We start from the raw sequence: 25,607 nt of genomic DNA on the forward strand, positions 1-25,607 counted from the left end.
TCTGACGTGAGGAGCGAGGAGGGTTCAACGCAGCTGACGTGCGTGCTCGCCGTCGCGCGGAGAGCCGATGATGAGGCGTGAGAGAACCTGTCACCCGGACGGCGGACGTGACATGCTCAGGTCGAGCTGACCGCGAATCATAAGGAGCCCCCATGGCGCTGACACCTCAGGCACGTGAGACCTTCAACCGACTGTTCGGGGTGGAGCCCCAGCCCCACCCCACGGACCCCGAACTGTTCGACATCCTCCAGAACGGGATCTTCGACGAGGCCTTCTCCACGGGTGTCCTCACCGACGTCGAGCGCGAGCTGCTCACCGTCACCGTCCTGACCGCCATGCAGACCCTTCCCCAGCTCAGGGCCCACGTGGGCGCCGCCCTCAACATCGGCGCCAGTCCGCTCCAGGTGCGCGAGACCATCTACCAGTGCGCCCCCTACATCGGCTTCCCCAAGACGCTCAACGCCATCGACATCGCCAACGGGGTCTTCGAGGCGCACGGCGTCTCCCTGCCCCTGGAGAACGCCGGCACCGTCGACGCCGCCGACCCCAGCGCCCGGGAGCAGGCGGGCGCCGCCATCCAGGTTCCGCTGTACGGTCACGAGGTCAAGGAGGTCTTCTCCTCGCTGCCCGAGCCCTTCGATAAGTTCGTGCCCCACCTGCTGACCTCCTCGACCTTCGGCGACTTCGCCACCCGCGGCGGGCTCGACGTCGCCCTGCGCGAGCTCATCAGTCTCGTGGCCATCGCCGCCATCGGCGCCTCCACCCAGCTGCGTCCGCACGTGGCCGGGGCCATCCGGGCCGGCTCCTCCCGCCAGAAGGTGACCGCGGCACTGGTCCAGGTCATGCCCTACATCGGTGGCCCCTACGCCCTATCCGGCCTGGTCCTCGTGGCTAACTACGACGAGAACGCTCCCTCGGAGGCCTACCGCTGAGAGGCGCTGAACCACGAGTCTCAGGGTGCCTCTCGTCGTCGAGATGATGCGGTGTGATGAGTGGCACTCTCTCGACTTGACCTCATCTGTCCCAGGGCGACCACTGATTTATCATATATACTAATAACACTTTTCCTTGTAAGTTATATTACTCGGCATTGCGTGCAGCCCTCACGCCTGCACCCCTCGGCCAGCGGGCCGGGGAACAACTCAAGGAAGAGAGATGACCATGGACCGCAACTACTTCGACCTGACCGGCCAGGTGGCCCTCGTCACCGGCTGCTCATCTGGCATCGGTATCCAGATGGCCAAGGCGCTGGCCAGTGCCGGAGCCAACATCGTCGCCGTGGCGCGTCGCGTCGAGCGCGTCGAGGCCGTGGCCAAGGAGATCACCGAGGAGTTCGGGGTCAAGACCCTTGCCCTGCACTGCGATGTGCGCGATACGGCCAGCGTCGACAGCGTCGTCGACGCCACTCTGAAGACCTTCGGCCGGCTCGACATCGTCATCAACAACGCCGGAACGGGAAGCTTCGGCCCCGCCGAGGATCTGACCGACGAGCAGTTCGACACCGAGGTCGACATCGACCTGTACGGCATCTTCCGCGTCTCGCGCGCCGCCGCGAAGAAAGCCATGATCCCCGCTGGCTACGGACGCATCATCAACGTCGCCTCCATGTACGGCATGGTCGGCTCCAACGTCGCCGGCATGGCCGCCTACCACGCGGCCAAGGGCGGCGCCGTGAACCTCACGCGCGCTCTGGCCGCGGAGTGGGCCAAGTACGGCATCACCGTCAACGCCCTGTGTCCCGGCTACTTCTACTCCGAGCTGACCACCGATGTCCTGGACGCCGAGGACACCGGATCGGCCTTCCGTGCCATGATCCCGCTGGGCCGCTTCGGCAAGGAGGGTGAGCTCGACACCGCCATCCTGTTCCTGGCCTCCAAGGCCTCCGGCTACGTCGTCGGCTCTCCCATCCTCGTCGACGGCGGCTACAGCGCCATCTGAGGGTGCGCTTCTCCGCCCTCCTGCTTGCGGTGGAGGCAAACCCGGCCCGGCGGCCCGTCTACGATGGCCGCCGGGCCGGACTCCCGTTGCCGGCCCAGCGCAGCAAGGAGAGCACGTGACGACGACGCAGCCCTACCTGTCCCGGCAGGTCACCTTCACCGCCCAGGGGCAGAGGATCGGGGGACTGGCCTACGTCCCGCGCACCGCGTCCTCGGTCCCCGCACCCCTGGTCATCTGCTGTCACGGCATGGAGGGCTCCCATACCCGCGTGGCCCCCATGGCTCGGCGCTTCGCCGCCGCCGGGGCCGTGTCCATCTGCTTCGACTTCCGCGGAGGCGGCGGTAGCGCCAGCCAGGGTGAGACCACCGCGATGTCGGCCCTCACCGAGCTGGCCGACCTCGAGGCCGTCCTCACCGCGGCCTGCGCGTGGCCGGAGGCGGACGCCTCCCGGGTCGCCCTGTTCGGGTTGAGCCTGGGAGGGGCGGTCGCGGCGCTCGCGGCTGCACGCCACCCGCAGCGGATCGCTGCCCTGGCTCTGTGGTACCCGGCGCTGAGGCTGGGGGAGAACCTGCGTGCTGCCTTCCGCACGCTGGCCGCTGTGCCCGAGGAGTTCGACTGGGCGGGCACCCGCCTGGGACGCAGCTATGCCGTTGACGGCTGGAACCTGGAGGTCGGGGCCGAGCTGGCCACCTATCGACGCCCGGTCATCATCGTCCACGGGGAGCAGGACCGCTCCGTGCCCATCGAGGTCTCCCGGGCCGCCGTGCGGACCCTGCCCGACGCCGAGCTCGTCACGATTCCCGGCGCCGCGCACGGCTTCGGTGACGCCAACTGGGAGGAGGCCATGCGTCGCACCACCGCCTTCCTGGCCTGGAACGGGGTCCTCGAGGAGGGCTGAGTCGCGCGGCTGACCGCAGAGCCCGCACGGCGCATCCCGTTTTCTGACGGTGCTGGTGCTCCAATCGCCGGCATCGCAGAATTGACTGCATGAGCGCATACGAGACAGCGGACCTGACTGGTGTCAGCAAGACGATGCTGCTGACCCTCCATGCCAGGGCGGAGCACACGCTCTCCGACCGGCCGCGCTTCACGGACCCTGCTGCCGTCGAGCTCGTCTCCCGGCTCGACTACGACTTCACCATGGCGAGACAGGACCGCCTCATGGCCGACGGCGTCGTGCTGCGCACCCTCACGCTCGACCCGCTCGTCGCCGGTTACCTCGCCACCCACCCCGGCTGCACGGTGGTCAACATCGCCTGCGGGCTCGACACCCGTTTCCAGCGCCTCGACGACGGGCGCGTCACCTGGTTCGACCTCGACCTGCCCGACGTCATCGCGCTGCGGCGCCGGCTGCTGGAGGACGGTGAGCGCCACCGCACGATCGCCACCTCCGCCCTCGACCCCGCCTGGCCCGACCAGCTGGGGGAGGGTGAGACGAGCGGCAAAGTGGGCAACGATGTGCTCGTCATCGTCGAGGGACTGAGCATGTACCTCGAGCAGGATGAGGTGCGCTCTCTCATGGACATCATCGCTGCTCGGTTGCCCGGTGCAACGGTTCTCATCGAGGTCATGCCCCGCCTGTTCCAGAAGTACGGCCGGGAGCGCTCGGTCGAGGACGCGGGGGCGCGCTACACCTACGGCTGCTCCAGCGCCGCCGAGTTCCATCGGACGATCGCCCCCGGATTCACGCTGCTTCACGACGTCCCCTTCATCGACACGATTGCGCGCTACCACCCCGTGCTCGCGCCCCTGATGCGGCTTCCGCTGGTGGGCAGACTCGCCGAGCGCATCGTGGTGCTGCGGGCGCCGGCCGCCTGATGACTCATTCTCGACGGGGACGTTTCTGGCGTAGGGGGCACAATCCTCCGGCCGGGGACATCCTGCGCGTACGGGAACAGGAATCCCGTCCCCGACGGCGTCGAATGTCCCCGCCCGGAGCAGTATGCACCCGGCTGCGTGGAATGTCCCCGGCTGCAACCGCGTGCCGAGAATCAAGTGGCGCGGGGTGAGTGCCGACGGCGCAGGTATCCACAGGGATGGCTGACCTGTTGCGGGATCCCCGTGCTGTGGAAACGCGGGATGGGTGTTGGCTCCCGTTGGCATGATGGATGACGCCTCACGTCGGCACCTTCCCCCGGAACACCTATGTCCTTGCCGGGGAGGAAGGAGCTGGGAAGGAGGTGAGGGCCGTGTCCAAGCCGAGAGGCCGACGCAGAAAAGTTCGTAAGGACAAGGTAACGGCCCGGAAGGTGAGCGACGTGTTAACCGCAATCGCTCGCCTGGTCCGGGCCGTCGGTGTCCTTGTGGATGCCCTCGGCAAGTGGTTCGGCTGAGCCGGCCTCTTGCTAGGGGAGTCATCCGGTTGCAGCCGGGTGGTTCCCCACCATTATGGGGCCGCCGTTCCGCTCTGTCCATATTGCGTCCTTCCTCTCCCGTCTGTGGGGACATCCTGCGCGTAGGGGGGCACAATCCTTCGGCCGGGGACATCCTGCGCGTACGGGAACAGCAATCCCGTCCTCGACGGCGTCGAATGTCCCCGCCGAGGAAGCGACCGCACCCAGCTGGTACTGATGAGGCAAGCCGGCACTACTCTTCTCCCTGGACGTGCTCGCAGCGCTGCGGGTACGGGCAATGAGGAGGAACTATGAGGGAGCCGATGACGGCGTCGGTCGAGGGCGCTGAGAGCGCCCAGGAACAGGAGCGCGGGTACTGGCTCTACGTTCCCGGCGAGGGCGCCGGGAAGTGGGAGGAATTTCGAACGGCCGGGATCATGGCGCTCAACTGGGATCGGATCGGCGACCCCACGATCTACCCGAACGAGGAGGCTGTGATCGAGGCGCTGGAGGCTGGCTACGGGGACTGGGGAGGCAGGCCGACAGGCGCGGCAAGAATGATCCGGGACTTCACCCACACGATGCGTCCCGGCGACGTCGTCTACGCCCGGCGCGGTCCGACCGAGATCATAGGGCGTGGCATCGTCCGCTCAGAGTTCCGTTACGACGACGCCCGGCCTGCCTACCGCTGCGTGCGCGACATCGAGTGGACACATGCTGGCTCCTGGCCGCTCGACCGGCGTGTGGGTGCATTGACCCTGCAACGAGTCACGGAGAACACGAGCTACAACCCGGCCCAGCTCGAGTCACCGTTCCGGGACCGGAACGACCCTCTCTCGTCCACGACCCCCGACCCTGCCGCGAGCCCCCAGAACGCTGACGAGTCCGACGTCGCAGACGTCTACACGCGGGAGAACTTCCTGGCAGAGGTGTTCGTCGATCTCGAGGACCTGGAGCAGATGCTCGGGCTGCTGCGACGTAAGAAGAACCTCATCCTCCAGGGAGCTCCGGGGACGGGGAAGACTTTCGCCGCCAAGCGCCTGGCGTACGCGCTCATGGGTGAGACGGATGACTCACGGGTGGAGGTGGTGCAGTTCCACCAGTCGACTGCCTACGAGGACGTCGTCGTCGGGCTGCGCCCCACGGCCGAGGGCGGGTTCGCGGCCGCCGAGGGCGTCTTCGCCAGGTTCTGCCGGCGTGCTGCCGCCGACCCGGGACGGGACTACGTGTTCATCATCGACGAGATCAACCGCGCCAACATCTCCAAGGCCTTCGGCGAGCTGCTCATGCTCATTGAGGCCGAGCATCGTGGGGAGGCGCTGCGCCTGCCCGTGTCCGGGGAGCTGCTGTCCGTTCCGAAGCGGCTCCACCTCATCGGCATGATGAACACCGCCGACCGGGGCCTGGCCCTCATCGACTACGCGCTGCGGCGCCGCTTCGCCTTCTTCGAGATGAGGCCGGCCCTCGATCACCCCGGGTTCCTCAGGCACGTCGAGACTGTGGGCAGTTCGAGGCTGGAGGCACTGGTCGACGTCGTGCGCCGTCTCAACCAGCGGATCGCCGAGGACGAGGCCCTCGGGCCCGGGTTCCAGATCGGCCACTCCTACCTGTGCCTGCCTGCAGGCAGCCCCGAGAACCCTGCGGGCACGGATGCGGATGTGACCTCGGTGGTGTGCTACGAGCTCGAGCCGCTGGTACGCGAGTACTGGTTCGACAATCCCGCCGCGATGGACGAGAGCATTCACGAGCTGGAGAGTGTCCTGCCATGACGGCCACCGCCTTGCCCGGACGGGCGTTGGACGGGTCTCCCGGCCGACCGCACCGGCGTGGCCCTAGCACGGTGCTGCTCAAGAACGTCTACTACATGCTCGCCTACGCCTTCAAGGCGCTGGAGACCGGTGAGCACCGGCGCCTGGCGGCCGAGGACTTCGAGCACGTCCACGACATGCTCGCCGCTATCCTGGCCGGTGGGCTGGACAACCAGCGTCGACGCGGTTTCGAGCGGGACTATCAGCCCTTCACCGAGGACCTGTCGGTTGTGCGGGGACGCATCGACCCGGTCGCCACGATGCGGCTCAGGGCCCGCCGCAGGAGCCTGGTGCACTGCGGTTATGACGAGCGCACCGAGAACACCCTCATGAACCGGCTCCTCAAGACCGCCGCCCTGCGCCTGATCCTGCACGGCGACATCGCCCCGGCCCGCAGGGCGCGCCTGAAGTCCACGCTGCTCGCCATGGGCGACGTCGAGGTGATGAGCGTCTGCGATCTCAGGCACCTGCACTGGGAGAGGCTGCGCTTCCACCGCGGTAACCGCTCCTACCGACTGCTTATGGGGGTGTGCCGGCTCGTCGTGGACGAGCGGCTGCTCAGCGGCGCCGATGGCGCAGTCAGCCTCGCGGACTTCCTCGACGCCCAGGAGCTGAGCGCCCTGTACGAGCGCTTCGTCCTGGCCTACTTCCGCCGCCACCACCCCCACCTACGTGCCGGCGCTCCTTGGGTGAGCGGCGGCATCGAGGACGCCCCGGTCTTCCTTCCGGGGCTGCACACCGACATCGTTCTGACCGGGCCGGAGCGGACCCTCATCATCGACACCAAGTGCTACGGGCGGATCCTCGGCTCCCGTTACGACAGGCAGATCCTGTCCCCGGCCAACCGCAACCAGATCTACAGCTACGTCATGCATGAGGCCAGCGACCCCCGACAGGGCGGACGCGAGGTCGCCGGCATGCTGCTCTACGCCCAGACCGCCGTCGACCCGCCGATTTGCGAGACCTGGACCGAGACCGGGCACCGCTTTCACGTGCGCACCCTCGACCTGGACCGGGACTTCACCGAGATCGCCGCCCAGCTCGACGACGTCGCCGCCCTGCTCGCACCCGCCTGAGCCGGCCCCATCAATGCAGGCGTCTTGCGTGTAGAGGTGCGGTACTCCTGTCCCTGCTGCCGGAGTCCCTACTCCGGCTCACAGCGCCATTGCGAGAGGGCCAAAGCTATCTCCTCAAGGGATAGTTCTCCAGCCGCGACGGCGATCACCAGCTGATACGCGTCGTCGTCGGGAGCCTCGATCCAATGGCCGTTGATGTCCAGGAACACCAGCGTGGCCAACCACCCCAGGCGCTTGTTTCCATCCACCAGGGGATGATTGCGGACCAGGGAATCGAGTAGGGCCGCAGCCTTCTCATCGATCGTGGTGTACGCGTCGCGTCCCCAGAGAGTGACTGCAGGCCGGTGCAGCGCCGAGTCGACCAGGCCGAGATCCCGCACCGGCCCGACGGCGAGCTCCTCAATGAGCAACAGGGCGTCCTCAAGCGTCAGATACTCGATCATCTGTGTCCGATCAGCGACCGAGGCGTTCCAGGACCTCGGCATACCGGATGCGGACACGGGCGGACGCTTCTTTCACTCGCTGCTCATGTCCGCGGCGTGCGGCCACCTCGTGGATCGCCCGGATCGTCGCCTCCTGGCGACTGACCCCGTCCTCCTGGGCAAGAAGTGTCAGGAGACGCTCATCCTCTTTACTTAAACGCAGTGTCATCGCCATGCGCCCACAGTAGCAGGTGATACCAAACTGGTATCACGTGTGGTGCGCTCGGAGGATCGACCGGAGTCCTCAGCTCGCCCGGGGCATTCTGTGCGTGGGGGTGCACCATCTTCCGGCCGGGGACATCCTGCGCGTTCGGCTTTCGCCGTCGGGGTGGGGCTGGCAGCATCGGTGCCGTGACCGAGAACCACGCCCAGCCCAGCCCCACCGACTCGGATGACGTCGTCAACCCTCTCCTGCTCCAGGCCTTCGCCTGGGACCTGCCCGCCGACTCCAGCCACTGGCGCCTCCTGGCGGACAATGCAGCCCTCCTGGCCGACTGCGGGGTGAGCTCGGCCTGGCTGCCGCCCGCCTACAAGGGGCAGGCCGGGGTGGAGGACGTCGGCTACGGCGTCTACGACACCTACGACCTGGGTGAGTTCGACCAGAAGGGCACCGTCCCCACCAAGTACGGCACCAAGGAGGACTATCTCGCTGCCATCGAGGCCCTGCACGCGGCCGGCATCGGCGTCGTGGCGGACATCGTTCTCAACCACCGTATGGGCGGTGACGACACTGAGGTCGTGCGCGCCACCCCGGTGGACCCCCACGACCGCCTGCGCCCCATCGGTGATGCCGAGGAGATCACCGCCTGGACCCGCTACACCTTCCCGGGACGCGCCGGTGCTCACTCGGACTTCACCTGGGACTGGACCTGCTTCCACGGCACCGACTGGGACGAGGCCCGCCGGCTCAAGGGCGTGTGGCTCTTCGAGGGCAAGCAGTGGAACGAGAACGTCAACGACGAGCTCGGCAACTACGACTACCTCATGGGCTCGGACGTCCACGTCACCGACCCCGCCGTCAGTGACGAGCTGGACCGCTGGGGACGCTGGTACGTGGAGACCACCGGCGTCGACGGCCTGCGACTGGATGCCCTCAAGCACGTCGGCGCCGACTTCTTCGCCCGCTGGCTGCCCGAGCTGCGCCGCGCCACCGGGCGCGCCCTGCCGGCCGTCGGCGAGTACTGGTCCCGCGACGTCGCCGAGCTGGAGGGCTACCTGGAGGCCGTTCCCTCCACGAGCCTGTTCGACGTCCCCCTCCACTTCCACCTGCACGCCGCCTCCGCCTCCAACGGCGACGTCGACCTGTCCCGTCTCTTCGAGGGCACCCTCGTGGCCGCTGACCCGGCCCGCGCCGTCACCTTCGTGGAGAACCATGACACTCAGCCGGGTCAGTCGCTGGCCTCCACCATCGAGCCCTGGTTCAAGCCCTCGGCCTACGCCCTCATCCTGCTGCGCGAGGCCGGAACCCCCTGCGTCTTCTGGGGCGACCTGTTCGGCACCCCCGAGACCGGCGACCTGCCGGCCGTCACCGAGCTTCCGCTGCTGATGACCATGCGGCGTTCCCTGGCCCACGGACCTCAGCACGACGCCCTCGACGAGCCCGACATCGTCGGATTCGCGCGTGAGGGCGACGACGCCCACCCCGGCTCCGGGCTCGCCGTCGTCCTGTCCGACCGTCGGGCCGGTACCAAGCGCCTCCACGTCGGGGCCGGGCACGCCGGCGAGCAGTGGCTCTGCGTCCTGGGCGGGCACGAGCCGGTCACCGTCGGTGACGATGGCGACGTCGAGCTGCCCGTGTCCGACGGCGGCCTGAGCGTCTACGCGCCCGAGACCGCCCGACCGGTTCTCGACAGCGCCACCCAGCACCTCCTGCGCCAGCGCTGAGTGTCCCGAACGGCTCGGGACACTCAGCGCTGGTGGGCGTGGTCGAAAAGGCTAGGCCGGTGCGTTCGCTTCTGCGGGCAGCAGCCACGCCTTGCTGGACTCGATGGAGACACGAACGGCCTGTCCCTCCTGGAAGAACTCGTCCTCGTGCGGATCGGCGACGACGCAGACGATGGACCCGTACTCGGTCTCGACCTCGTACTCGACAGTCTCCCCGTAGAAGACGCGAGTGATGATCTGGCCCAGAGATCCCGAGATCGTCTGAGCCGGCTCGTGGGCGGCGGTCAGGCGCACGGACTCGGGCCGCACCATGAGCACGACATCCCGGCCATCGTCCAGCGCATCGGGGTGAGCGGGAACCGTCGCCTCGGAACCGAGCACCCTCACCGTCGCGCACTTCTGCGTTCCTGATGCCGTGTCCGGTCTCCCGGTGACCGTAGCCACAAGGAAATTGGCGCGCCCCACGAAGTCGGCCACGAAGACCGATGCCGGGTGCAGGTAGATCTCTGCGGGAGTATCGACCTGCTCGATATGGCCGGAGTTCATGACGACGATCCTGTCTGACATCGCCATCGCCTCGGACTGGTCATGCGTGACGTAAACGGAGGTGATCCCCAGGCGCTTTTGCATGTGGCGGATCTCCAGGCGCATCTTGATCCGCAGTTTGGCGTCGAGATTCGACAACGGCTCATCGAAGAGCAGCACCTTGGGGCGTACCACCATGGCGCGGGCCAGGGCGACGCGCTGCTGCTGGCCGCCGGAGAGCTGGGAGGGTGCCCGTTTGGCCATCGCCGTCAGATTCATCGAGGTCAGGGCCACCTCGATTGCCTCGTCCATCTGCGCCGCCGACATCTTTTGCAGCTTGAGTCCGTAGGCGACATTGTCTCGCACTGACAGGTGGGGGAAGAGAGCGTAGGACTGGAAGACCATGGACATCGGGCGTCGGTTAGGTGGAACAACTGCCATGTTGTCGCCGTCGAGCATCACCTTTCCGGATGATGCGTCCTCGAATCCGGCTATCATCCGCAAGGTCGTGGTTTTACCGCAACCTGAAGGTCCCAGGAGGGTGATGAATTCTCCGGGCTTGATGTCAAGGTTGATGTGGTCGACGGCCGTCACCTTTCCGGCGCCTTCGCCGAAGGTCTTGGTGAGCTCCACCAGGGAGAGGTGGCCGCTCTTGCCTGCGGCATTATTATCCTGGGAGATCGGCTGAATATCAGCGTCGGAGTTAAGGGTCATGGTGGAGTCCTTTCTGGTCGGTCTCACATGCCTGTGCGAGCCTGTGATGTGACCGAGGTGTCGCGGACGAGAAGATTGGTCATGCCGATGACGAGCATGACGATGACAATGAGAATGGTGCAGAAGGCGAAGGCGTTTCCGAATCTCCCCGCATCAACCTCTGCGAGGATCTGGGAGGTCATGATCTTCGTTTTCGGAGTGGTAATGAAAATAATTGGAGAAAGTGTTGTCATGGAGCGGGCGAAGGCGTATGTGAGGCCGGCGATGAATGCCGGTCTGATGAGTGGCATCGTCACCTTCATGAAGGTTTGGAGGCCTGATGCGCCTAGTGATGTGGACGCCTCGTCGATCGATTTATCAATCTGCTGGAGGCTGGCGATCCCCGAGCGCTGTCCCGAGGGCATGGAACGGGCTACGTAAACCATGATGATCGCGATGGCTCCCCCGAAGACAGCGCTGCCTCCGGCCAGGGCAGGCATAAACATGAGATTGTTGTAGATGATCGGTTGATTGAAGGTGATGAGGTATCCGATTCCCAGGACTGTGCCCGGCACCGACAGTCCGAGCATGCCTAGGAAGTCCATGACTCCGGCGCTGGCCTTGAGTCTCACAACAACGAGCCATGCCACGATCATTCCCAGGATGCCTGCGATCGGAGTGGCGATGAGGGCTAAGATAGTTGTGTCGATCATGGCATCGTTGCCAATTCCGGAAAGCACGTACTGGAAGTTCTTGAGCGTGAAGGTGTTGTCCACTCCCAGGATCTTGACGAAGGATCCCAGGATGACGGTTGCGTAGATCGAGACGATGAACAGCGCCAGGGCCACCGTCGTAACAGACAGGATGATTCGGGGTAGTAGAGCGCGGATTGGGCGGACTCTTCCGGTGGGCTTACCGGTGACGGTGACCGCCGAGCTGCGGGAGGCCCAATAGCGTTGGAGGATGAACACCAGCAGTGCCGGTACGAGCAGCGCCAGGGAGTACGCGCTCCCGGCTGCTGTGTTGTACTCACCGTTGACGGCGATGTAGGCACGGGAGGCTAGAACAGTGAAGTCACCTCCAATGACCAATGGATTCGCCAGGTCGGCAATCGCCTCGACGAAGAGCAGCAGGAAGGAGGAGGCGAAACCGGGGATGAGCATCGGCAGGGTTACCGTGCGGAAGATCGTCCAGGGGGAGGCGCCCAGTGATGCAGCGGCCTCCTCCGTAGCCGGATCCAGGTTGCGGAGCATGCCGAGCATGTTCATGTAGGCGACGGGGAAAAAGGAGAGGGAGAGCACCAGCGTGAGGCCTGGTAGGCCGTAGATGTTCCACTGCTGGCCCAGCAGCTGGGTGGAGATGATCCCATTGCGTCCAAACAGTGTGATCGAGGCCGTGGCCACTGCGAAGGGCGGGGAGACGATCGGAATGAGGCAGATGAGATGAAGCAGACGCTTACCGGGGATGTCTACGCGGGCCTGCACGTAGGCGAAGAAGAAACCGACGAGCGTGCCCACGGACCCGACGACGACGCCCAGCACGACGGTGTTGAGAGCGATTGTTCGGTTCGTCGTCGAGCTCAGCAAACTGGCAAGCACCTCTGAGCCGCTGGCGGAGAAGGCTTGAGAGAGGATGGTAACCAGCGGAAGGAGGATGAGGCAGGTGAGGATGAGAGCGACGATGGTGACGATGCCGATGGTCACCGGGTCTCGTCGAACCTTCGTGGACCGCCCTGCCTTTGCCGGCGTTGACCCGGGAGCGTGGGAAGAGGGCAGCGTTGAGGCCACAGAAGACATGGAGGACTCCGTTCGGGACAGGGGCCGCCCGCGTGCGGGCAACCGTCGAGGATGAAGGGTGTTCTGGGGCCGCAGGGCCCCAGAACACGGGGAGCGAGGATCCGTCACTCCTTCGGCTGCGCGGCGATCTCCTCGTCGAAGCGTTTGGTCAGCTCGGGCTTCGCCTCCGCCGCGGCCTTGAAGTCGTAGTCGATCAGGGTGACGTCGTCGAGCTTGACCATCTTGTCGCTGATCTTGGCGTCGGGATTGGTGGGAATCTGGTAGGAGCCCACGGTCTGTCCAACGTTCTGGGCATCGGCCGAGAGCGCCCAGTCGATGTACTTCTTGGCGGCATCGGAATGGGAGGACTTGGCCACCAGCGCTACTCCACCGACTTCGTAGCCGGTGCCCTCCTTGGGGAAGGAGACCTGTAGATCGGACATCCCCTCATCCTGATACTTCACGCAGTCGTGGGAGAAAACCAGGCCGACTCCCACCTCGCCGCGGCCGGCGATCTGGCCGGGGGCGGTGCCGGACTTGGTGTACTGCAGAACGTTGCCGTGCAGCTTCTTCATGTAGTCGAAGGCCTGGTCCTGGCCGCCCAAGCGAACATTCTGGGTCCACAAGGTGGTGAAGGCGGTTCCGGAGGTTGAGGGGTGCGCGGTGGAGACCTGCCCCTTGAGTGCAGGATTGAGCAGGTCGTCCCACGATGCCGGGGTATCCACACCCAGCTTGCTCAAAACGCTCTTGTTGGAGCAGAAGCCCAGGACCCCGACGTAGACGCCGGTCCACTTGTGGTCGGCGTCCTTGTACTTGTCGGGGATCTTGGCGGCGTTCGGGGAGTCGTAGGCCTCGATGAGGCCCTTGGCGGCGGCGGTGCCGTACCCGTCGGCCGGGCCACCGTGCCAGACGTCGAACTCCGGGGCGTTCTTCGCCGAGTCCAGACGGGCGACGGCCTCCCCGGAGGACAGTCGTACGTAGGTGGCCTGGATGCCGGTCTGCTCAGTGAAGGTCTGGGTCCATTTCTGGCACAGGTCCTCCATGGCGCCGCAGGCGACGGTGATCGATTGACTCTTCGTCTTGTCGACGGCGCAACCGGTCAAGGCCAGAGCGCTCGCGGTGGCGACGGCGAGCAGAGCGGGGAATAACCGCTTCCTCATGGGATTCTCCTTTGAATCAAGTGGGATCGAGAGACGGGAGGTCATCGGGCTCTCGCACGACACCCCACCGATCGCCTCATCATTCCTGGTGGTGGAGGCCGGCGGGGTGATGGTCAGTAACGGTTGGTAACGTCTCCGTTACCGTGGTGGGTCACTGCGGTGGGGGGGGGACGGTGCGACTCCGCTCCGGGGTCCGCGCTCGTGCTCGGCGTGCTGCCCAGAGCGCTCCGCTCCAGGCGGGGCATGGTGTATCCCTCTCCACGCACCGAGTGGATGTAGCGCCGCCCCTCCTCGCCCAGGGCTCGGCGCACCCGGTAGGCGGTCGTCTTGATCATGTCCTTGCCGCCGCTGCGGTCCTCGGTGCCCCACACCTGGCTGAGCAGATCCCGATAGGTGACGACCCGACCGATGTTGCGCGCCATGACCTCCAAAAACCTGACCTCGGTGTCGGTGATGTCCAGGGTCGAGCCGCGCAGGTGGACCCGGTGCGAAGCGGTGTCGATGACCAGATCCCCGTTGGACAGGGCCTGGGCGCGCCGACCGCGCCACCGACGTACGAGCGCCTGAGCCCTCAACGTGAGCTCCCGAGGACTGAATGGCTTGGTGACGTAGTCGTCGGCCCCGGCCTCAAGGCCCCGGATCCGGTCCGGCTCATCCGACAGGGCGGTGATCATCATGATGGGCACCTCCGAGACGGTCCGGATCCGCTCGGTCACGGTCACCCCGGAGACGGCCGGGATCATGAGATCCAGGATCACGAGGTCGAAGGACTGCTGCTTGAACAAGGACCAGGCCTGAGCGCCGTCGGCCGCGCAGACGACGACGAAGCCCGCGGTCTCCAGGGCGAAACGCATGATCATGAGGATCTGCGGCTCATCGTCGACGACGAGGACCCGGGGAGCCTCTGGTGCCTCCATGACGTCACTCACCTGTAGTCGCCTCCTCGCGATCGGGTTCCCGCCATGTGCGTGGAAGAGTGAGAAACACGGTCGTCCCTTTTCGGGAGATGGTATCGACCAGGATCTTCCCGCCATGGAGCTCGACGATGCGCTGGGTGATCATCATCCCCAGGCCGGTTCCCGGGCGCCGGGAGCCGCCGGTGGCGAAGGGAGTGAACAGTAGGGCCCGGTCCTGCGGGGGCATACCCGTGCCGTCGTCGGAGACGGACACGGTGACGGTCTCCTCGGACTCGGTGACGCGCACAAGAATGGACACGCCTTCGCCCGCGTGCCGGGCGGCGTTGTTCACAACATTGGTGACGGCCTGCCCCATCAGGCGGGGGTCGACCTGAATGCGCAGCGGTGCCCCGTGGTTATCCATGCGGATGGAGGCGGTGTGCACCCGGCGCAGCTGGGCGACGCACCTGCGCACGAGCTGGCGCATCTCGGTCCACTCCAGGCGCAGGTTGAACAGATCGGATTCCAAACTGGCCTCGGCCAGGAGATCGGAGGCCATCTCGATGACCTGATTGGAGTTCTCCGCAATCGTTTGGACAAAGCGCCTCTGATCGGGATTGAGCGGGCCTGCGCTCTCGTCGAGGAGCAGCTCGGCGGCACCGCGTACCACGGTCAGGGGGGTGCGCAGCTCATGGGACAGCACGTTGGGGCGGCGCATCCGCTCCTCATGAAAGGCTCGCAGACGGGCGAGCTCCCCGCGGGTGCGCTGAAGGGAGCACTGGGAACGGGCGAGAAGAACCGCGCAGACGATCAGGGCGAGAGCAACTGAGCAGAGGGCCACAGTCCACCACATCATCCCTCGCTCGCCTCCCAGTGCTTCAGGCGTTGTCCGCGCGGATATGGTCAACAAGACTACTACCGGCGTCGGGCACTCAGGACGGTGCAGACGGACCGGTACGGTTCCGGTGGGCTGTGGCAGGCGCGTAAGGTGAGTAGAGCCAGTCGCACGCACCTGAGATGACCTTCCTGGAGGAGACATGCCCGCTTTCCACGCTCCCACCGACCAGAAGACCGACAAGGCGGTCGCCGTCTTCATCGCGCCGGGACTGGAGGAGGTCGAGGCGCTGGCGACCGTGGACATCCTCTTCCGCGCCGGCGTCCCGACGACGATGATCTCGGTGACCCCCGAGCGGGCCGTCACCTCCTCCCACAACATCGTCGTCACCTGCGACCTCACCCTGGCCGAGGCGAACCTGGCCGACTACGACATGCTCGTCCTGCCCGGCGGCCTCCCCGGCACCCCTAACCTCAAGGCCGTTGAGCCGCTCATGGCCGCGGTCTCCGAGCGGGTGCGCGCCGGCAGGCCGGTGGCCGCGATCTGCGCCGCCCCCTCGATCCTGGCCGAGCTGGGCCTGCTCGAGGGCCGCCGGGCGACGTCGAACCCCGGCTTCGTAGGCGTGCTCGCCGATCACGGGGCGCAGGTCAGCCAGGCCGCCGTCGTGACCGACGGCCCTGTCATCACCTCCCGCGGCATGGGCACCGCCATCGACTTCGGCCTGGAGATCGTGCGCCACTACCTCGGCGAGGAGGCCGTCGACGACGTCAAGGCCAAGATCGTCTACCAGGGCTGAGCGCTCCGACCCTGACGCTGATGACCTCTGACCGGCTCCCTCGCCTGGGTCTGAGGGGCCGGTTCATGCATTCCTCGTCAGGGTCGCGGCGCACTTGCGGGCCTGAACATGAAGGATCGCGATGCCGGCTGCCGTCTGAATCAGCATGACGATCATGGGGACCAGGATCGAGATCGTCTCAGGCAGGGCCGCCTGAACGGCGAACAGGAGAGCCGAGTCGATGAAGACCACGCCCAATCCCTTAGTCGCCGCTGCGCACCGGGCCTGCATCGTGTACCAGTTCTCCTCGGATCGGAGAGCGATCTCGTAACGCACTCCCGTCCACGAGCTCGGCGGGAGCCTGTGCTGCGACATCCGGCGCCCCAACAGTACGAGCACGACTCCGGCCGAGCACAGGATCAGGCTCATGAGTACGGAAAAAACTGTCTCAACCATCGATGTCCCTCGTTGTCCGTCGGGGCGGTGAAGGCTCTCGGTTCCAGTGAGTTCTCCCGCAATGCTAGCCCCACGCGGACGCGCCTGAGGTCTCGCGTGCCCGCCTGGTGGGGGGGAGGTGGCGAGTTTTCAGATGCGTCCGCGTGCGGCGCAGGCGGTGGCATCAGGGCTTGATACCGCTCCGCCTCTTAGGAATGAGGGCGACGATGACGAGCAGGATCCCCAGGCCCGCCAGGCAGGCGATCGCCGTCGTCGTGAAGTCGAAGCGCAGTCCCAGGCCCGCCGCAATGAGCAGTCCGCCCACGGGGAGCAGGAACGCCCCCCACAGGAGTGTGGAGCCCTTGATGTCCCGGGGCGCTGGCGGCTGCTGATCCTTGCCGGCCACCATCCCGGCACTCCATACGGGACTGGACGCCGATGGCGCGGGAGCCGAGTCCGCCGATGTGCTGCTGTCCTCGCCGTTCTTGCCACCCCGACCGAGGGGATCGGCACCGAAGGGGGCGGAGAAACCGTCATGGTTCGAGGGTGAGCTCGAGGCCGGAGAGGGGAGGACATCGGTTTGCGCTACTGCCCCGCCTTCAGCATCGGCATCGCGCGGGCGAGCGGCCTGGTCGGTGCCGCCCGGCGCCCCCTTTGTGCTCAGGACGTCGGTGGAGGCGTCGTTGGACGCGGGACGCGGCGTGGTCGGTGACTGGGGCAGTGGCTGAGTCAGCGGTTGCGTCAGCGGCCGGGTGTCGTCCGAGGCCGGGAAGGGCCTCGTGGCGTCCTCGGTGGTCTCCTCAACGGCGTTTCCGCCTGCGTCCTCAGGTGATGTGGTGGACGAGGTGCTGCTCATGGGGGTCTCCTTGCGTGAATGCCGGGGAATGCCCGGGAAGAGGTCTGGGTGTCTCGAACGAGTGCGGGTGACCGAGCCGATCAGCCGGCGTCTGCCGGGGCCTCGGCGGGAGCCTGCTGCTCGGTGGGTGTCTGGGACGGCGCCGGCGTGGCTGCTCCTGAGGGGGCCGGACTCGTGATCGGTCGGGCGGCGCTCTGCCCGGCCAGGGCCTTCTGCACGCAGGCGTCGTAGGAGGCGCGCTCCTTGGAGGTGAGGTCGGACAGATCCCGCCAGTTGGCGCTCCCACTGCGATCATCGGCGTCCACGCTCTCGTGGGCGGAGCGGATGCAGGCCTCGGCGTCGTCGACCGTGATGGCCTGGTGGTTCATGCCCGGGATCGGCAGCGAACCGCGATGAACGTCTCCGTGCTCATCGGACCAGTAGTTGACGATCCACACGGACTCATCGGCGTTGCCGTGCCAGGAGATGTTGTCGCCCTGGTCGGTGACCTCGATCGTCCCGGTGTCCACAGAGGCGTTGATCGTGATCGCCTGCCGCCCGTCCCCGCCGCCGGGGGACGTCAGGGTGGACGTGATGTTCAGGCCACCGTGGTCGTTCTTGTAGGAGGAGACGGTCTTGCCGTTCACGTCGTAGGTGGTCGCCCCCTCCTCATCGGGCGCCATCTGCTTGCCGTTGACGGTCCAGGCCCGGGAGACCCTTGACTCCACCGAGCCCATGTCGACCTTGGTCTTGATCGTCACCGGCTGGTCCGCATCGGTTTTAATGCGCAGGCGCCCGACGTCGAGGTGGGCGTTGATCGTCGAGAGTCGGCCGGCCTCATCCGCGGGCATGCCACGCAGGTCCAGGGTGAGGTCGCCGATGTCCTTGCTGCGGGTGACGCTGCCCCCACTGGCCGACGACGACAGCTCCTTCCAGGTGACCGTGGTCGAGTCGAACGTGGCCGAGTCCGTGATGACTGCGAAGGGCATGTGGGCCAGGCTCGGGGGTGTGACCGAGGCGGCCACGAGAGCGGGGATCGCCATGACGAACAGAGCCGGCCAGCCCAGCACCGTCATCCAGCCGCCGTGCCGACGGCGCAGGCCGCTGATGAAGATACCCGCGCCCAGGAGCGCCACCAGGGTACCGATGAGGATGAACTGGCCCTGGAGCAGGCCGACGTGGTGGGTCGCCGTGGCGTACCAGACTCCCGCTCCGGCCAGAAGCCCCAGGCCCAGGACGGCCAACGACACCGAGGAACCGGGGCCGGGGCGACGCGGGCGCGGCGGACGGACCGGCGCGGGGGCCGGCTGGTAGGGCTGGTACTGCCGGTAGGAGCGGTTCTGCCAGGTCGGGCCGTTGGCAGGCCGGCCGAAGGCTGAGGCACTGGGGCCGGAGCCGGGCGCGGAGGAGATGGAGGAGTCTGAGGCTGCCGATGACCCGGCCGCCGAGGAGGAGCCCGTGGGCGCGGCCTGACTGGTCTGGTCACCAGGGCGGCTCCCCGATGACGGCGTGGCGCCGTGCTGAGTGGTCTGCCAGGGCTGGGGCCCCTGAGGGTCACGCCGACGTCCGCGACGGTTCTGAGCGAAACGAACGGCGAGGATGACAGCCAGGACGGTCAGCCCCAGCCAGAAGAGTGACCACACGGGGGCCGCCACCCCTGGGATACCCCACAGCTCGACGTACCAGCTGGGGATGAAACCGTTGTCGAGCGTCGACATGCCAACGATCGTCGTGCCGATGGCACCCGCCAGACCTGCGCTGAAACGGCCGGCGAAAGCCTCCTCCAGATGAATGCGCCCGTCGGACTCCTCGGGAAGGAGCGCCCAGGCCACGCCGTAGAGAACCAGTCCGACGCCGGAGAAGATCGAGAGCACCACCCATACACAGCGCACCAGGATGGGGTCCAGGCCGAAGCGGTAGGCCACGCCGCCGGCCACGCCGGCGATCCAGCGCTCGTTCGTGCGCATGAGGCCCGAGCCGCGCAGGGAGTCGAAGAAGCGGCGGGTCGAGCTGTTCCGGGGCTCGGGCTGGGGACCCCCGTACTGCTGGTAGGAGGAGGCGGGTCCGTACTGTGGTCCGTACTGCGGCCCATACTGCGGGCCCGCTTGGGAGCTGTGCTGGGCGCCGTCGGCGCCGTGGGGGGAGGAAGGGGATGAGGAATTGGAGCCGGCGGGAGAGTCGCCGTCAGGCGGTGGAGTGGGCGTGTCGTTCATGCCATCAATTCTTCGTGTCGGCGCCTCGAGCCACGATCAGGGGACCCCCTGAATGATCCCCGATTGTCCCCCGAATCCCCCGGGGCACAATCGGATCGGGAACCCTGGCGTGCCACGATGGTGTCATGACGACGTCTCAGCAGTGGGCCGCGCAGCCCGGGTCCGCGCCCACCGGGCCGAGGTACCCGTGGAGCCCCCCGCCGCCCCCGCAGGTCCGAGGAGGCCGCCCGGCTGCGCAGGCCCGCCCGCATCGCCGGGGTCTGCGCGGGACTGGGCCTTCACCTGGGTATCCCCGTGCGCTACGTCCGCGCGATGGTGGCAGTTCTCGCGCTCGGGGGCGGCGCGGGAGCCTTCCTCTACGCCCTGCTGTGGGCGACGCTGCCCGGGGAGAGCTCTCCGACAGGATCCGAGTCCGCGTCACCGCTCTCCCGGGCCCGCCTGGCCACCCGCCCCGGGGGCGGCGGAGGCGCTGAGGGAGCGAGGGGCAGCGAGGACGGCGGTTCCGTCTCCGGCCTGTCGCAGACGGTCATCGACGGCGGCTCCCTCATCCTGGCGGCCCTCTTCCTGGCCGCATGGCGCTTCGGACTGCTGGACCGGGTGGGCGCGGTGGGAATCGTCGTCGTCATCATCGCCGGTGCGGCTCTGGCCTGGTCCCAGATGGACAACCTCGTCGGCCCGGACCGCAATCTGGGCGCCATCCTGCGGGTCGCGGGCGGGGTGTGCCTGGCCGTCGTCGGCATCCTGGTGTGGGTGGCCGCGGACAGCTCTCCGTACAAGCTCATCTCCGGTCTTGTCACCGGAGGGGCGCTCGTGGCGGGGATCGGCGTGGTCCTGGCGCCCCTGTGGCTGCGGACCAACCGAGCCCTGGCCGATACCCGAGCCGCTGAGATCCGCGAGGCCGAGCGCGCCGACATCGCCGCCCACCTGCACGACTCCGTCCTCCAGACCCTCACCCTCATCCGCAAGCGCGCCGACGAACCCGAGACGGTCGCCCGCCTGGCCCGTTCCCAGGAGCGCGAGCTGCGAGCCTGGCTCTACACCGACCGCCCCGCACCGGGCACCTCCGTGGCCGACGCCTTCACCGACCTGGCCGGAGAGATCGAGGACCGCCACGGCGTGGCCGTCGACGTCGTCTGCGTCGGAGACCGCGCCCCCGACCGCGACACCGAGGTCATCGTCGCCGCCACCCGCGAGGCCCTGTCCAACGCCGTGCGCCACGGCGCCCCGCCGGTCTCCCTCTACGTCGAGGCCGGTGACCAGCGTCTCGAGGTGTTCGTACGCGACCGCGGCCCCGGATTCGATCTGGACTCCATCGCCGAGGACCGCCACGGCGTGCGCGAGTCCATCATCGCCCGCATGGAGCGCCACGGCGGCAGCGCCCGAGTACGCCGCATGGCCACGGGCACGGAGGTGGCCCTGTCGCTTCCCGCCTGATCCCGCCGCCCGTCTATCGTTGGTTCCGTCACATCCTGTCCTGTACGGCCCACCCCGTCCTTTCCCCCATCTTTTCGCTGCTTCGCAGTCCCATCACATCATCGACGTCACCAGCAGGAAGACCCATGGCTGATTCACCCGCCGACATCCCATCAGATAACCGCCCGCCCGCCCCGGCGACCGCGCCCCTGCGGGTCCTGGTCGTCGACGACCACGCCCTGGTCCGCTCCGGGGTGCGCTCCGAGCTGACCGCTCACGCCCCCGACCTGGACGTCGTCGCCGAGGCCGACGACGTCGAGGGCGCCATCGCAGCCGTCCACGCACTGCGGCCCGACGTCGTCCTGCTCGACGTCCACCTGCCCGGCGGCAATGGCGGGGGAGGGGCCGAGGTCGTCGTCTCCTGCCACGACGTCCCCGAGACGCGCTTCCTGGCTCTGAGCGTCTCCGACGCCAGCGACGACGTCGTCGCCGTCATCCGGGCCGGCGCTCGCGGCTACGTCACCAAGGCCATCTCGACGGAGGACCTGGCCCAGGCCGTGCGGCGCGTGGCCGCCGGCGACGCCGCCTTCTCCCCGCGCCTGGCAGGCTTCGTCCTGGACGCCTTCGGCGCCGGGGCGGGCGAGGTGGCCGTAGCCGATAGCGAGCTCGACCGCCTCTCGGTGCGTGAGCGGGAGGTCATGCGCCTCATCGCCCGCGGCTACACCTACAAGGAGTGCGCTTCCGAGCTGTTCATCTCGGTCAAGACCGTCGAGACCCATGTCTCCGCCGTCCTGCGCAAGCTCCAGCTGTCCAACCGCAACGAGCTCACCCGCTGGGCCATGGCCCGCCGCATCGTGTAGCCCGATGACGAGGCGGGGACGGATGCGGGCAAGTATGGCAAGTATGGGCAGGTGCGGGTCACTGTCCGGCATCGCGGCCCGGCCCACACCGTCTCACTGTCCCGCAGCCGGCCCGATCCGTGGCAGGATGCGGGACGTGAGCCAACCCCCGCAGCCCTTCGCGAGCACCGGCGGGGGCATCTGGCGTCCGCGCCCCTTGGCGGCCAGCAGCCGCTCGACCGCCCCGGCGTCGTCGCCCAGGTGCCGGAGACCGCCCGTGCCCTCATGGAGGCCTTCTGGCGCCAGATGCCCCCGCCGGTGCTCGTGGCCGACCCTGCCGACCTGACCGGCGTCGTCGCCCAGGTGCCGGAGACCGCCCGTGCCCTCATGGAGGCCTTCTGGCCGGGGCCGCTCACCCTCATCCTCGATGCCGATGCGGCCCTGACCTGGGACCTGGGGGAGACCCGCGGCACCATTGCCGTGCGCATGCCCGACCACGAGCTCGCCCTGGGCCTCCTGCGCCGCAGCGGCCCGCTGGCGGTGACCTCCGCCAACCCCACCGGCGCACCGCCCGCGACCGACGCCGCCTCCGCCCGGGACGCCTTCCCCGGACGGGTCCGGACCATCGATGCGGGTTTCAGGACCGCCCAGGACACCGACGGCATCTCGGCCGGAGACATCCTGCTGCTCGACGGCGGAGCCACCCCAGGGCCCGTCCCCTCCACCATCGTCTCGCTCGCCGGGGCGCACGCCCGCGCCCCCCGCATCCTGCGCCAGGGGGTCCTGTCGCCCGCGGACCTGGAGCGAGCGGCCGGCATCGACCTGTCCGAACAGACGGCAGACGCAACGGGAGACGGAGCGGAGGCGGGCGCGTGAGGGTCTACCTGCTGGTCATGGCCATCGCCACCGTGACCACCTACGTGGCCGTGCCGATCATCCGGCACGTCGCCTTAGTGGGCAACGCGCTCACCCCCGTGCGGGCCCGCGACGTCCACTCCACCCCCATTCCGCGCCTGGGCGGGGTGGCCATGTTCTTCGGCCTGTTCTCCGCCGTCGCCGTGGCCTCCCAGATCCCCTACCTCTCCGACGTCATCGACTCCAGCGCCTGGGCCGTGGTCCTGGGGGCGGGGTTGGTGTGCCTGCTCGGTGTCGTCGACGACCTGTGGGAGCTGGACTGGATGACCAAGCTCGCCGGTCAGATCCTGGCCGCCGGCGTCATGGCCTGGCAGGGTGTCCAGCTCCTCACCTTCCCGGTGGCGGGGCTGACGATCGGCTCCTCGCGCCTGTCCCTCATCTCCACCGTCATCGTCGTGGTGGCCGCCATCAACGCCGTCAACTTCGTCGACGGGCTCGACGGGCTGGCGGCGGGCATCATCGGGATCGGCTCGACCGCCTTCTTCCTGTACACCTACGTCCTCACCCGCGCCACCAGCCCGGGCTCCTACAGCTCCCTGGCCGCCACGATCGTGGCCGCGCTCATCGGCGTGTGCCTGGGCTTCCTGCCCCATAATTTCAACCCGGCCACCATCTTCATGGGCGACTCCGGGGCGATGCAGCTGGGGCTGGTCTCGGCCGCCTCCACCATCATCGTCACCGGGCAGATCGACCCCGGCAGCTTCGACGGCTCGCGTGCCCTGCCGGCCTTCATGCCGATCCTCCTGCCGCTGGCCGTCCTCCTGCTGCCCCTGACCGACATGATCATGGCGATCGTGCGCCGCGCACGGAAGGGGCTCAGCCCCACCCACCCCGACCGCATGCACATGCACCACCGGCTCCTGGCGGCCGGGCACTCCCACCGCCGCGCCGTCCTGGTCATGTACCTGTGGGCCGCCGTCGCCTCCTTCCCCGTGGCCGCCATGGCCTTCTTCCCCCTGCCCTGGGTCACGGTGGGGGCAGCTATCGCGATCCTGTTCGCCTTCGTCGTCACCGTCGACCTCATGCCCGGGGTGCGCCACGGCCTGCGCTCGGCGCTGCGACGGCGCCAGGACCGCCAGGAGCAGCGGATCGTCATCTCCCGCAACGTCTCGGGAACCGGCGAGGTGACGCGCCCGGCCGAGGGGCAGGCGCCGCTCGGGACCGCCGTGCCGGCTCAGTCCGGACCGTCTGAAGGGACGCGCCAGTGAGTGAAGCGACGCGCACGAACGCCCGCACCCTGCACGAGGCCTCCACCCGCCTGCGCCGGATCCTCACCGTGGCCACCGTGGTCCTGGTGGTCGGAGAGGCCCTGTGGTGCCTCATCGGCGGCTCCCGCGGCTCCGTGGCCCGTCCGATGTGGACGCTGCTGGCCGCAGCGGGCTCGACGACGGTGCTGCTGGCAGCGACCTGGTGGTTCTTGGACCGCATGGTCCGCTCCGGCATGGGGGTCCTCGTGGCCTGGATAGTCTGTGGATACCTTGCGAAGGTGGTGGTCTTGGCCGTGGTCCTCCTGGGCGGACGGCCCCTGGGACTCGACAGCAGAGTGATTGGAGTCTCACTCATCGCTGTGATCCTGGTGGGGATGCTCGCCGAGGTGACCGTCCTGTCACAGGCACGAATCCTTGCGGTGGAGCCGATGACGGACGACTCGACTGACGCCTCCTGACTCGGGTGAGGCGTCGTGCGCAGGGTGCGGTGAGCACGGGGGCAGCGGGAAGCCATGCGGTTCGCTTCGTTGAAACAGTCTTAGGCGCTAGCATTAACAGCAGTTAACATGCCTGTCAGGGCAGACATCGAAGCGTGAGAGACATCGGGAGGATCTCCTGTCCACCAACACCGTCATCGAGAACGGCACGGCAGACGACGACGTCGCCGTGCCGCGGGCGGCTGACGCCGAGCCGTTCGTCAAACCGCTGTGGTACTGGGTGCTCCTGGTCCTCCTGGTCGCCGTCATCGCGCTGACCGCTGTACCCGCCTTCACTCAGCACCCTCACTCGCCCGGTGTCGGGGACTTCTTTCCCGAGGCGTTCTTCGGCCAGGGCACGCTCCTGGAGTTCAATCGGCTCACCTTTGTGCGCGTCATCATGGGGCTGCTGCTGTGCCTGACGGTGGGAGTGGTCGCCAGTCGGATCAAGATCGTTCCCGGGCGAGGCCAGGCGCTGCTGGAGATCATCGCCGACTTCGTGCGCAGCAACGTCGCCCTCATGCTCCTGGGCAACAAGAACGGCCGCCGCTTCGCCCCTCTGCTGGGCACCCTCTTCCTGGGCGTGCTCGCCATGAACCTCTCGGGCATCATTCCGGGCCTCAACATCGCCGCCTCCTCCGTGGTGGCCGTCCCCATGGTGTTCGCGGCCCTGACCTACATCACCTTCATCGGCGCCGGGATCAAGGAGCAGGGAGCCGGGCACTTCCTCTCCTCCCAGCTCTTCCCGCCCGGCCTGCCCAAGGTGATGTACCTGCTCATCACCCCCATCGAGTTCCTCTCGAACTTCGTCGTGCGGCCGGTGACGCTCACCCTGCGTCTGCTGTGCAACATGGTCTCCGGGCACATGCTGCTCGCCATGACCTTCTTCGGCACCACCAGCCTGCTCCTGCACCTCCAGGCCTCCTCGACGATCAGCCTCCTGACCGGCGCGGCCATGATCATGGTGACCCTGTTCGAGGTCTTCGTCGCGGTCCTGCAGGCCTACATCTTCACTATCCTCAGCGCCGTCTACATCAAGCTCTCCATCGAGGCTCACTAGACATCGCTGATACGTCGCACGCGACTCTTCCAC

24 protein-coding genes and 1 pseudogene are annotated in these 25,607 nt (G+C 67.5%); 14 read left to right on the forward strand and 11 right to left on the reverse strand.

Features of this window, described 5'->3' with window-relative positions; all coding sequences use genetic code 11:
* Nucleotides 1-152 precede the first annotated feature (152 nt).
* The 6 genes from BQ8008_RS01665 (at nt 153) to BQ8008_RS01695 (ending at nt 7,155) form a co-directional block, all read left to right on the forward strand.
* Entirely contained in the window at nt 153-932 is a 780-nt protein-coding gene (locus BQ8008_RS01665; protein WP_108832528.1) for a carboxymuconolactone decarboxylase family protein, read from the forward strand.
* Nucleotides 933-1,155: 223 nt separating this feature from the next.
* Nucleotides 1,156-1,938 carry an SDR family NAD(P)-dependent oxidoreductase gene (locus BQ8008_RS01670; RefSeq protein ID WP_108832529.1) on the forward strand — a complete coding sequence of 261 codons (783 nt, stop codon included), beginning with the start codon at nt 1,156-1,158 and terminating at the stop codon, nt 1,936-1,938.
* Between the two features lie 115 nt (nt 1,939-2,053).
* Complete coding sequence (locus BQ8008_RS01675; RefSeq protein ID WP_108832530.1) at nt 2,054-2,836, forward strand: alpha/beta hydrolase family protein; 783 nt, start codon at nt 2,054-2,056, stop codon at nt 2,834-2,836.
* 89 nt (nt 2,837-2,925) lie between these two features.
* Nucleotides 2,926-3,756, forward strand: coding sequence for a class I SAM-dependent methyltransferase (locus BQ8008_RS01680; RefSeq protein WP_108832531.1), 831 nt, complete (start codon nt 2,926-2,928; stop codon nt 3,754-3,756).
* Nucleotides 3,757-4,582: 826 nt separating this feature from the next.
* On the forward strand, nt 4,583-6,040 hold the full coding sequence (locus BQ8008_RS01690; RefSeq protein WP_108832533.1) for an McrB family protein: 1,458 nt from the start codon (nt 4,583-4,585) through the stop codon (nt 6,038-6,040).
* 71 nt (nt 6,041-6,111) lie between these two features.
* Nucleotides 6,112-7,155, forward strand: coding sequence for a 5-methylcytosine restriction system specificity protein McrC (locus tag BQ8008_RS01695; RefSeq protein ID WP_234415176.1), 1,044 nt, complete (start codon nt 6,112-6,114; stop codon nt 7,153-7,155).
* A gap of 68 nt (nt 7,156-7,223) precedes the next feature.
* On the opposite strand, the gene BQ8008_RS01700 is transcribed toward BQ8008_RS01695, so the two are convergent.
* Together BQ8008_RS01700 and BQ8008_RS01705 are read right to left on the reverse strand one after the other, a co-directional pair.
* The gene (locus tag BQ8008_RS01700; protein ID WP_108832535.1) at nt 7,224-7,598 is read right to left on the reverse strand and encodes a type II toxin-antitoxin system death-on-curing family toxin; all 375 of its coding nucleotides are present in this window, start codon (nt 7,596-7,598) and stop codon (nt 7,224-7,226) included.
* Nucleotides 7,599-7,608: 10 nt separating this feature from the next.
* A complete protein-coding gene (locus BQ8008_RS01705; RefSeq protein WP_108832536.1) occupies nt 7,609-7,812 on the reverse strand; it encodes a CopG family transcriptional regulator in 204 nt (67 codons plus the stop codon).
* 176 nt (nt 7,813-7,988) lie between these two features.
* Here BQ8008_RS01705 and BQ8008_RS01710 point away from each other — a divergent pair, with 176 nt between their 5' ends.
* Nucleotides 7,989-9,521 carry an alpha-amylase gene (locus BQ8008_RS01710; RefSeq protein ID WP_108832537.1) on the forward strand — a complete coding sequence of 511 codons (1,533 nt, stop codon included), beginning with the start codon at nt 7,989-7,991 and terminating at the stop codon, nt 9,519-9,521.
* A gap of 51 nt (nt 9,522-9,572) precedes the next feature.
* Here BQ8008_RS01710 and BQ8008_RS01715 read toward each other — a convergent pair whose 3' ends face one another.
* The 5 genes from BQ8008_RS01715 to BQ8008_RS01735 all read right to left on the reverse strand — a co-directional run bounded on the left by BQ8008_RS01715 (nt 9,573) and on the right by BQ8008_RS01735 (nt 15,426).
* Nucleotides 9,573-10,760 (reverse strand): ABC transporter ATP-binding protein, encoded by a 1,188-nt coding sequence (locus BQ8008_RS01715; RefSeq protein WP_108832538.1) that lies wholly within the window; start codon nt 10,758-10,760, stop codon nt 9,573-9,575.
* Between the two features lie 23 nt (nt 10,761-10,783).
* Entirely contained in the window at nt 10,784-12,535 is a 1,752-nt protein-coding gene (locus BQ8008_RS01720) for an ABC transporter permease (RefSeq protein ID WP_108832539.1), read from the reverse strand.
* 104 nt (nt 12,536-12,639) lie between these two features.
* Nucleotides 12,640-13,674, reverse strand: coding sequence for an ABC transporter substrate-binding protein (locus tag BQ8008_RS01725; protein WP_108832540.1), 1,035 nt, complete (start codon nt 13,672-13,674; stop codon nt 12,640-12,642).
* A gap of 113 nt (nt 13,675-13,787) precedes the next feature.
* Complete coding sequence (locus BQ8008_RS01730; protein ID WP_234415177.1) at nt 13,788-14,603, reverse strand: response regulator transcription factor; 816 nt, start codon at nt 14,601-14,603, stop codon at nt 13,788-13,790.
* The gene (locus BQ8008_RS01735; protein ID WP_234415178.1) at nt 14,596-15,426 is read right to left on the reverse strand and encodes a sensor histidine kinase; all 831 of its coding nucleotides are present in this window, start codon (nt 15,424-15,426) and stop codon (nt 14,596-14,598) included. Before BQ8008_RS01735 ends, BQ8008_RS01730 begins: the two co-directional genes overlap by 8 nt.
* A 181-nt stretch (nt 15,427-15,607) precedes the next feature.
* On the opposite strand from BQ8008_RS01735, the gene BQ8008_RS01740 reads away from it, so the two are divergent.
* Entirely contained in the window at nt 15,608-16,201 is a 594-nt protein-coding gene (locus BQ8008_RS01740) for a DJ-1 family glyoxalase III (RefSeq protein ID WP_108832541.1), read from the forward strand.
* A gap of 63 nt (nt 16,202-16,264) precedes the next feature.
* Here BQ8008_RS01740 and BQ8008_RS01745 read toward each other — a convergent pair whose 3' ends face one another.
* From BQ8008_RS01745 to BQ8008_RS01755, 3 genes are all read right to left on the reverse strand, one after another.
* Complete coding sequence (locus tag BQ8008_RS01745; protein WP_108832542.1) at nt 16,265-16,636, reverse strand: SdpI family protein; 372 nt, start codon at nt 16,634-16,636, stop codon at nt 16,265-16,267.
* Nucleotides 16,637-16,799: 163 nt separating this feature from the next.
* Nucleotides 16,800-17,471 (reverse strand): hypothetical protein, encoded by a 672-nt coding sequence (locus tag BQ8008_RS01750; RefSeq protein WP_108832543.1) that lies wholly within the window; start codon nt 17,469-17,471, stop codon nt 16,800-16,802.
* A gap of 80 nt (nt 17,472-17,551) precedes the next feature.
* Nucleotides 17,552-19,663: a PspC domain-containing protein gene (locus BQ8008_RS01755; protein WP_108832544.1), complete on the reverse strand. Its 2,112-nt coding sequence runs from the start codon at nt 19,661-19,663 to the stop codon at nt 17,552-17,554.
* A 231-nt stretch (nt 19,664-19,894) separates the two neighbouring features.
* On the opposite strand from BQ8008_RS01755, the gene BQ8008_RS01760 reads away from it, so the two are divergent.
* The gene (locus tag BQ8008_RS01760; RefSeq protein ID WP_108832545.1) at nt 19,895-21,097 is read left to right on the forward strand and encodes an ATP-binding protein; all 1,203 of its coding nucleotides are present in this window, start codon (nt 19,895-19,897) and stop codon (nt 21,095-21,097) included.
* 125 nt (nt 21,098-21,222) lie between these two features.
* Nucleotides 21,223-21,936 carry a response regulator gene (locus BQ8008_RS01765; RefSeq protein WP_199907915.1) on the forward strand — a complete coding sequence of 238 codons (714 nt, stop codon included), beginning with the start codon at nt 21,223-21,225 and terminating at the stop codon, nt 21,934-21,936.
* Between the two features lie 162 nt (nt 21,937-22,098).
* Here BQ8008_RS01765 and BQ8008_RS14070 read toward each other — a convergent pair.
* Nucleotides 22,099-22,176, reverse strand: a pseudogene (locus tag BQ8008_RS14070) (L-threonylcarbamoyladenylate synthase); the annotation flags it as partial.
* On the opposite strand from BQ8008_RS14070, the gene BQ8008_RS01770 reads away from it, so the two are divergent.
* The 4 genes from BQ8008_RS01770 (at nt 22,177) to atpB (ending at nt 25,574) form a co-directional block, all read left to right on the forward strand.
* Nucleotides 22,177-22,791, forward strand: coding sequence for an L-threonylcarbamoyladenylate synthase (locus tag BQ8008_RS01770; protein ID WP_325048142.1), 615 nt, complete (start codon nt 22,177-22,179; stop codon nt 22,789-22,791).
* Nucleotides 22,788-24,038 (forward strand): MraY family glycosyltransferase, encoded by a 1,251-nt coding sequence (locus tag BQ8008_RS01775; RefSeq protein ID WP_108832546.1) that lies wholly within the window; start codon nt 22,788-22,790, stop codon nt 24,036-24,038. Before BQ8008_RS01770 ends, BQ8008_RS01775 begins: the two co-directional genes overlap by 4 nt.
* A complete protein-coding gene (locus BQ8008_RS01780; RefSeq protein ID WP_108832547.1) occupies nt 24,035-24,496 on the forward strand; it encodes a pseudouridine synthase in 462 nt (153 codons plus the stop codon). Before BQ8008_RS01775 ends, BQ8008_RS01780 begins: the two co-directional genes overlap by 4 nt.
* A 208-nt stretch (nt 24,497-24,704) precedes the next feature.
* Entirely contained in the window at nt 24,705-25,574 is an 870-nt protein-coding gene (gene atpB / locus BQ8008_RS01785) for a F0F1 ATP synthase subunit A (protein ID WP_199907916.1), read from the forward strand.
* The last annotated feature ends 33 nt before the right edge of the window (nt 25,575-25,607 follow it).

Origin of the sequence: Actinomyces sp. Marseille-P3109 (assembly GCF_900323545.1) — a bacterium.
Classification (GTDB): Bacteria; Actinomycetota; Actinomycetes; order Actinomycetales; family Actinomycetaceae; genus Actinomyces.

Excerpts from the sequence above, each read along its gene's own strand:
- BQ8008_RS01665 (WP_108832528.1), top strand. The coding sequence starts at position 153 with ATGGCGCTGACACCTCAGGCACGTGAGACCTTCAACCGACTGTTCGGG.
- BQ8008_RS01670 (WP_108832529.1), top strand. The coding sequence starts at position 1,156 with ATGACCATGGACCGCAACTACTTCGACCTGACCGGCCAGGTGGCCCTC.
- BQ8008_RS01680 (WP_108832531.1), top strand. The coding sequence starts at position 2,926 with ATGAGCGCATACGAGACAGCGGACCTGACTGGTGTCAGCAAGACGATG.
- BQ8008_RS01690 (WP_108832533.1), top strand. The coding sequence starts at position 4,583 with ATGAGGGAGCCGATGACGGCGTCGGTCGAGGGCGCTGAGAGCGCCCAG.
- BQ8008_RS01700 (WP_108832535.1), bottom strand. The coding sequence starts at position 7,598 with ATGATCGAGTATCTGACGCTTGAGGACGCCCTGTTGCTCATTGAGGAG.
- BQ8008_RS01705 (WP_108832536.1), bottom strand. The coding sequence starts at position 7,812 with ATGGCGATGACACTGCGTTTAAGTAAAGAGGATGAGCGTCTCCTGACA.
- BQ8008_RS01715 (WP_108832538.1), bottom strand. The coding sequence starts at position 10,760 with ATGACCCTTAACTCCGACGCTGATATTCAGCCGATCTCCCAGGATAAT.
- BQ8008_RS01720 (WP_108832539.1), bottom strand. The coding sequence starts at position 12,535 with ATGTCTTCTGTGGCCTCAACGCTGCCCTCTTCCCACGCTCCCGGGTCA.
- BQ8008_RS01725 (WP_108832540.1), bottom strand. The coding sequence starts at position 13,674 with ATGAGGAAGCGGTTATTCCCCGCTCTGCTCGCCGTCGCCACCGCGAGC.
- BQ8008_RS01735 (WP_234415178.1), bottom strand. The coding sequence starts at position 15,426 with ATGATGTGGTGGACTGTGGCCCTCTGCTCAGTTGCTCTCGCCCTGATC.
- BQ8008_RS01740 (WP_108832541.1), top strand. The coding sequence starts at position 15,608 with ATGCCCGCTTTCCACGCTCCCACCGACCAGAAGACCGACAAGGCGGTC.
- BQ8008_RS01745 (WP_108832542.1), bottom strand. The coding sequence starts at position 16,636 with ATGGTTGAGACAGTTTTTTCCGTACTCATGAGCCTGATCCTGTGCTCG.
- BQ8008_RS01750 (WP_108832543.1), bottom strand. The coding sequence starts at position 17,471 with ATGAGCAGCACCTCGTCCACCACATCACCTGAGGACGCAGGCGGAAAC.
- BQ8008_RS01755 (WP_108832544.1), bottom strand. The coding sequence starts at position 19,663 with ATGAACGACACGCCCACTCCACCGCCTGACGGCGACTCTCCCGCCGGC.
- BQ8008_RS01765 (WP_199907915.1), top strand. The coding sequence starts at position 21,223 with ATGGCTGATTCACCCGCCGACATCCCATCAGATAACCGCCCGCCCGCC.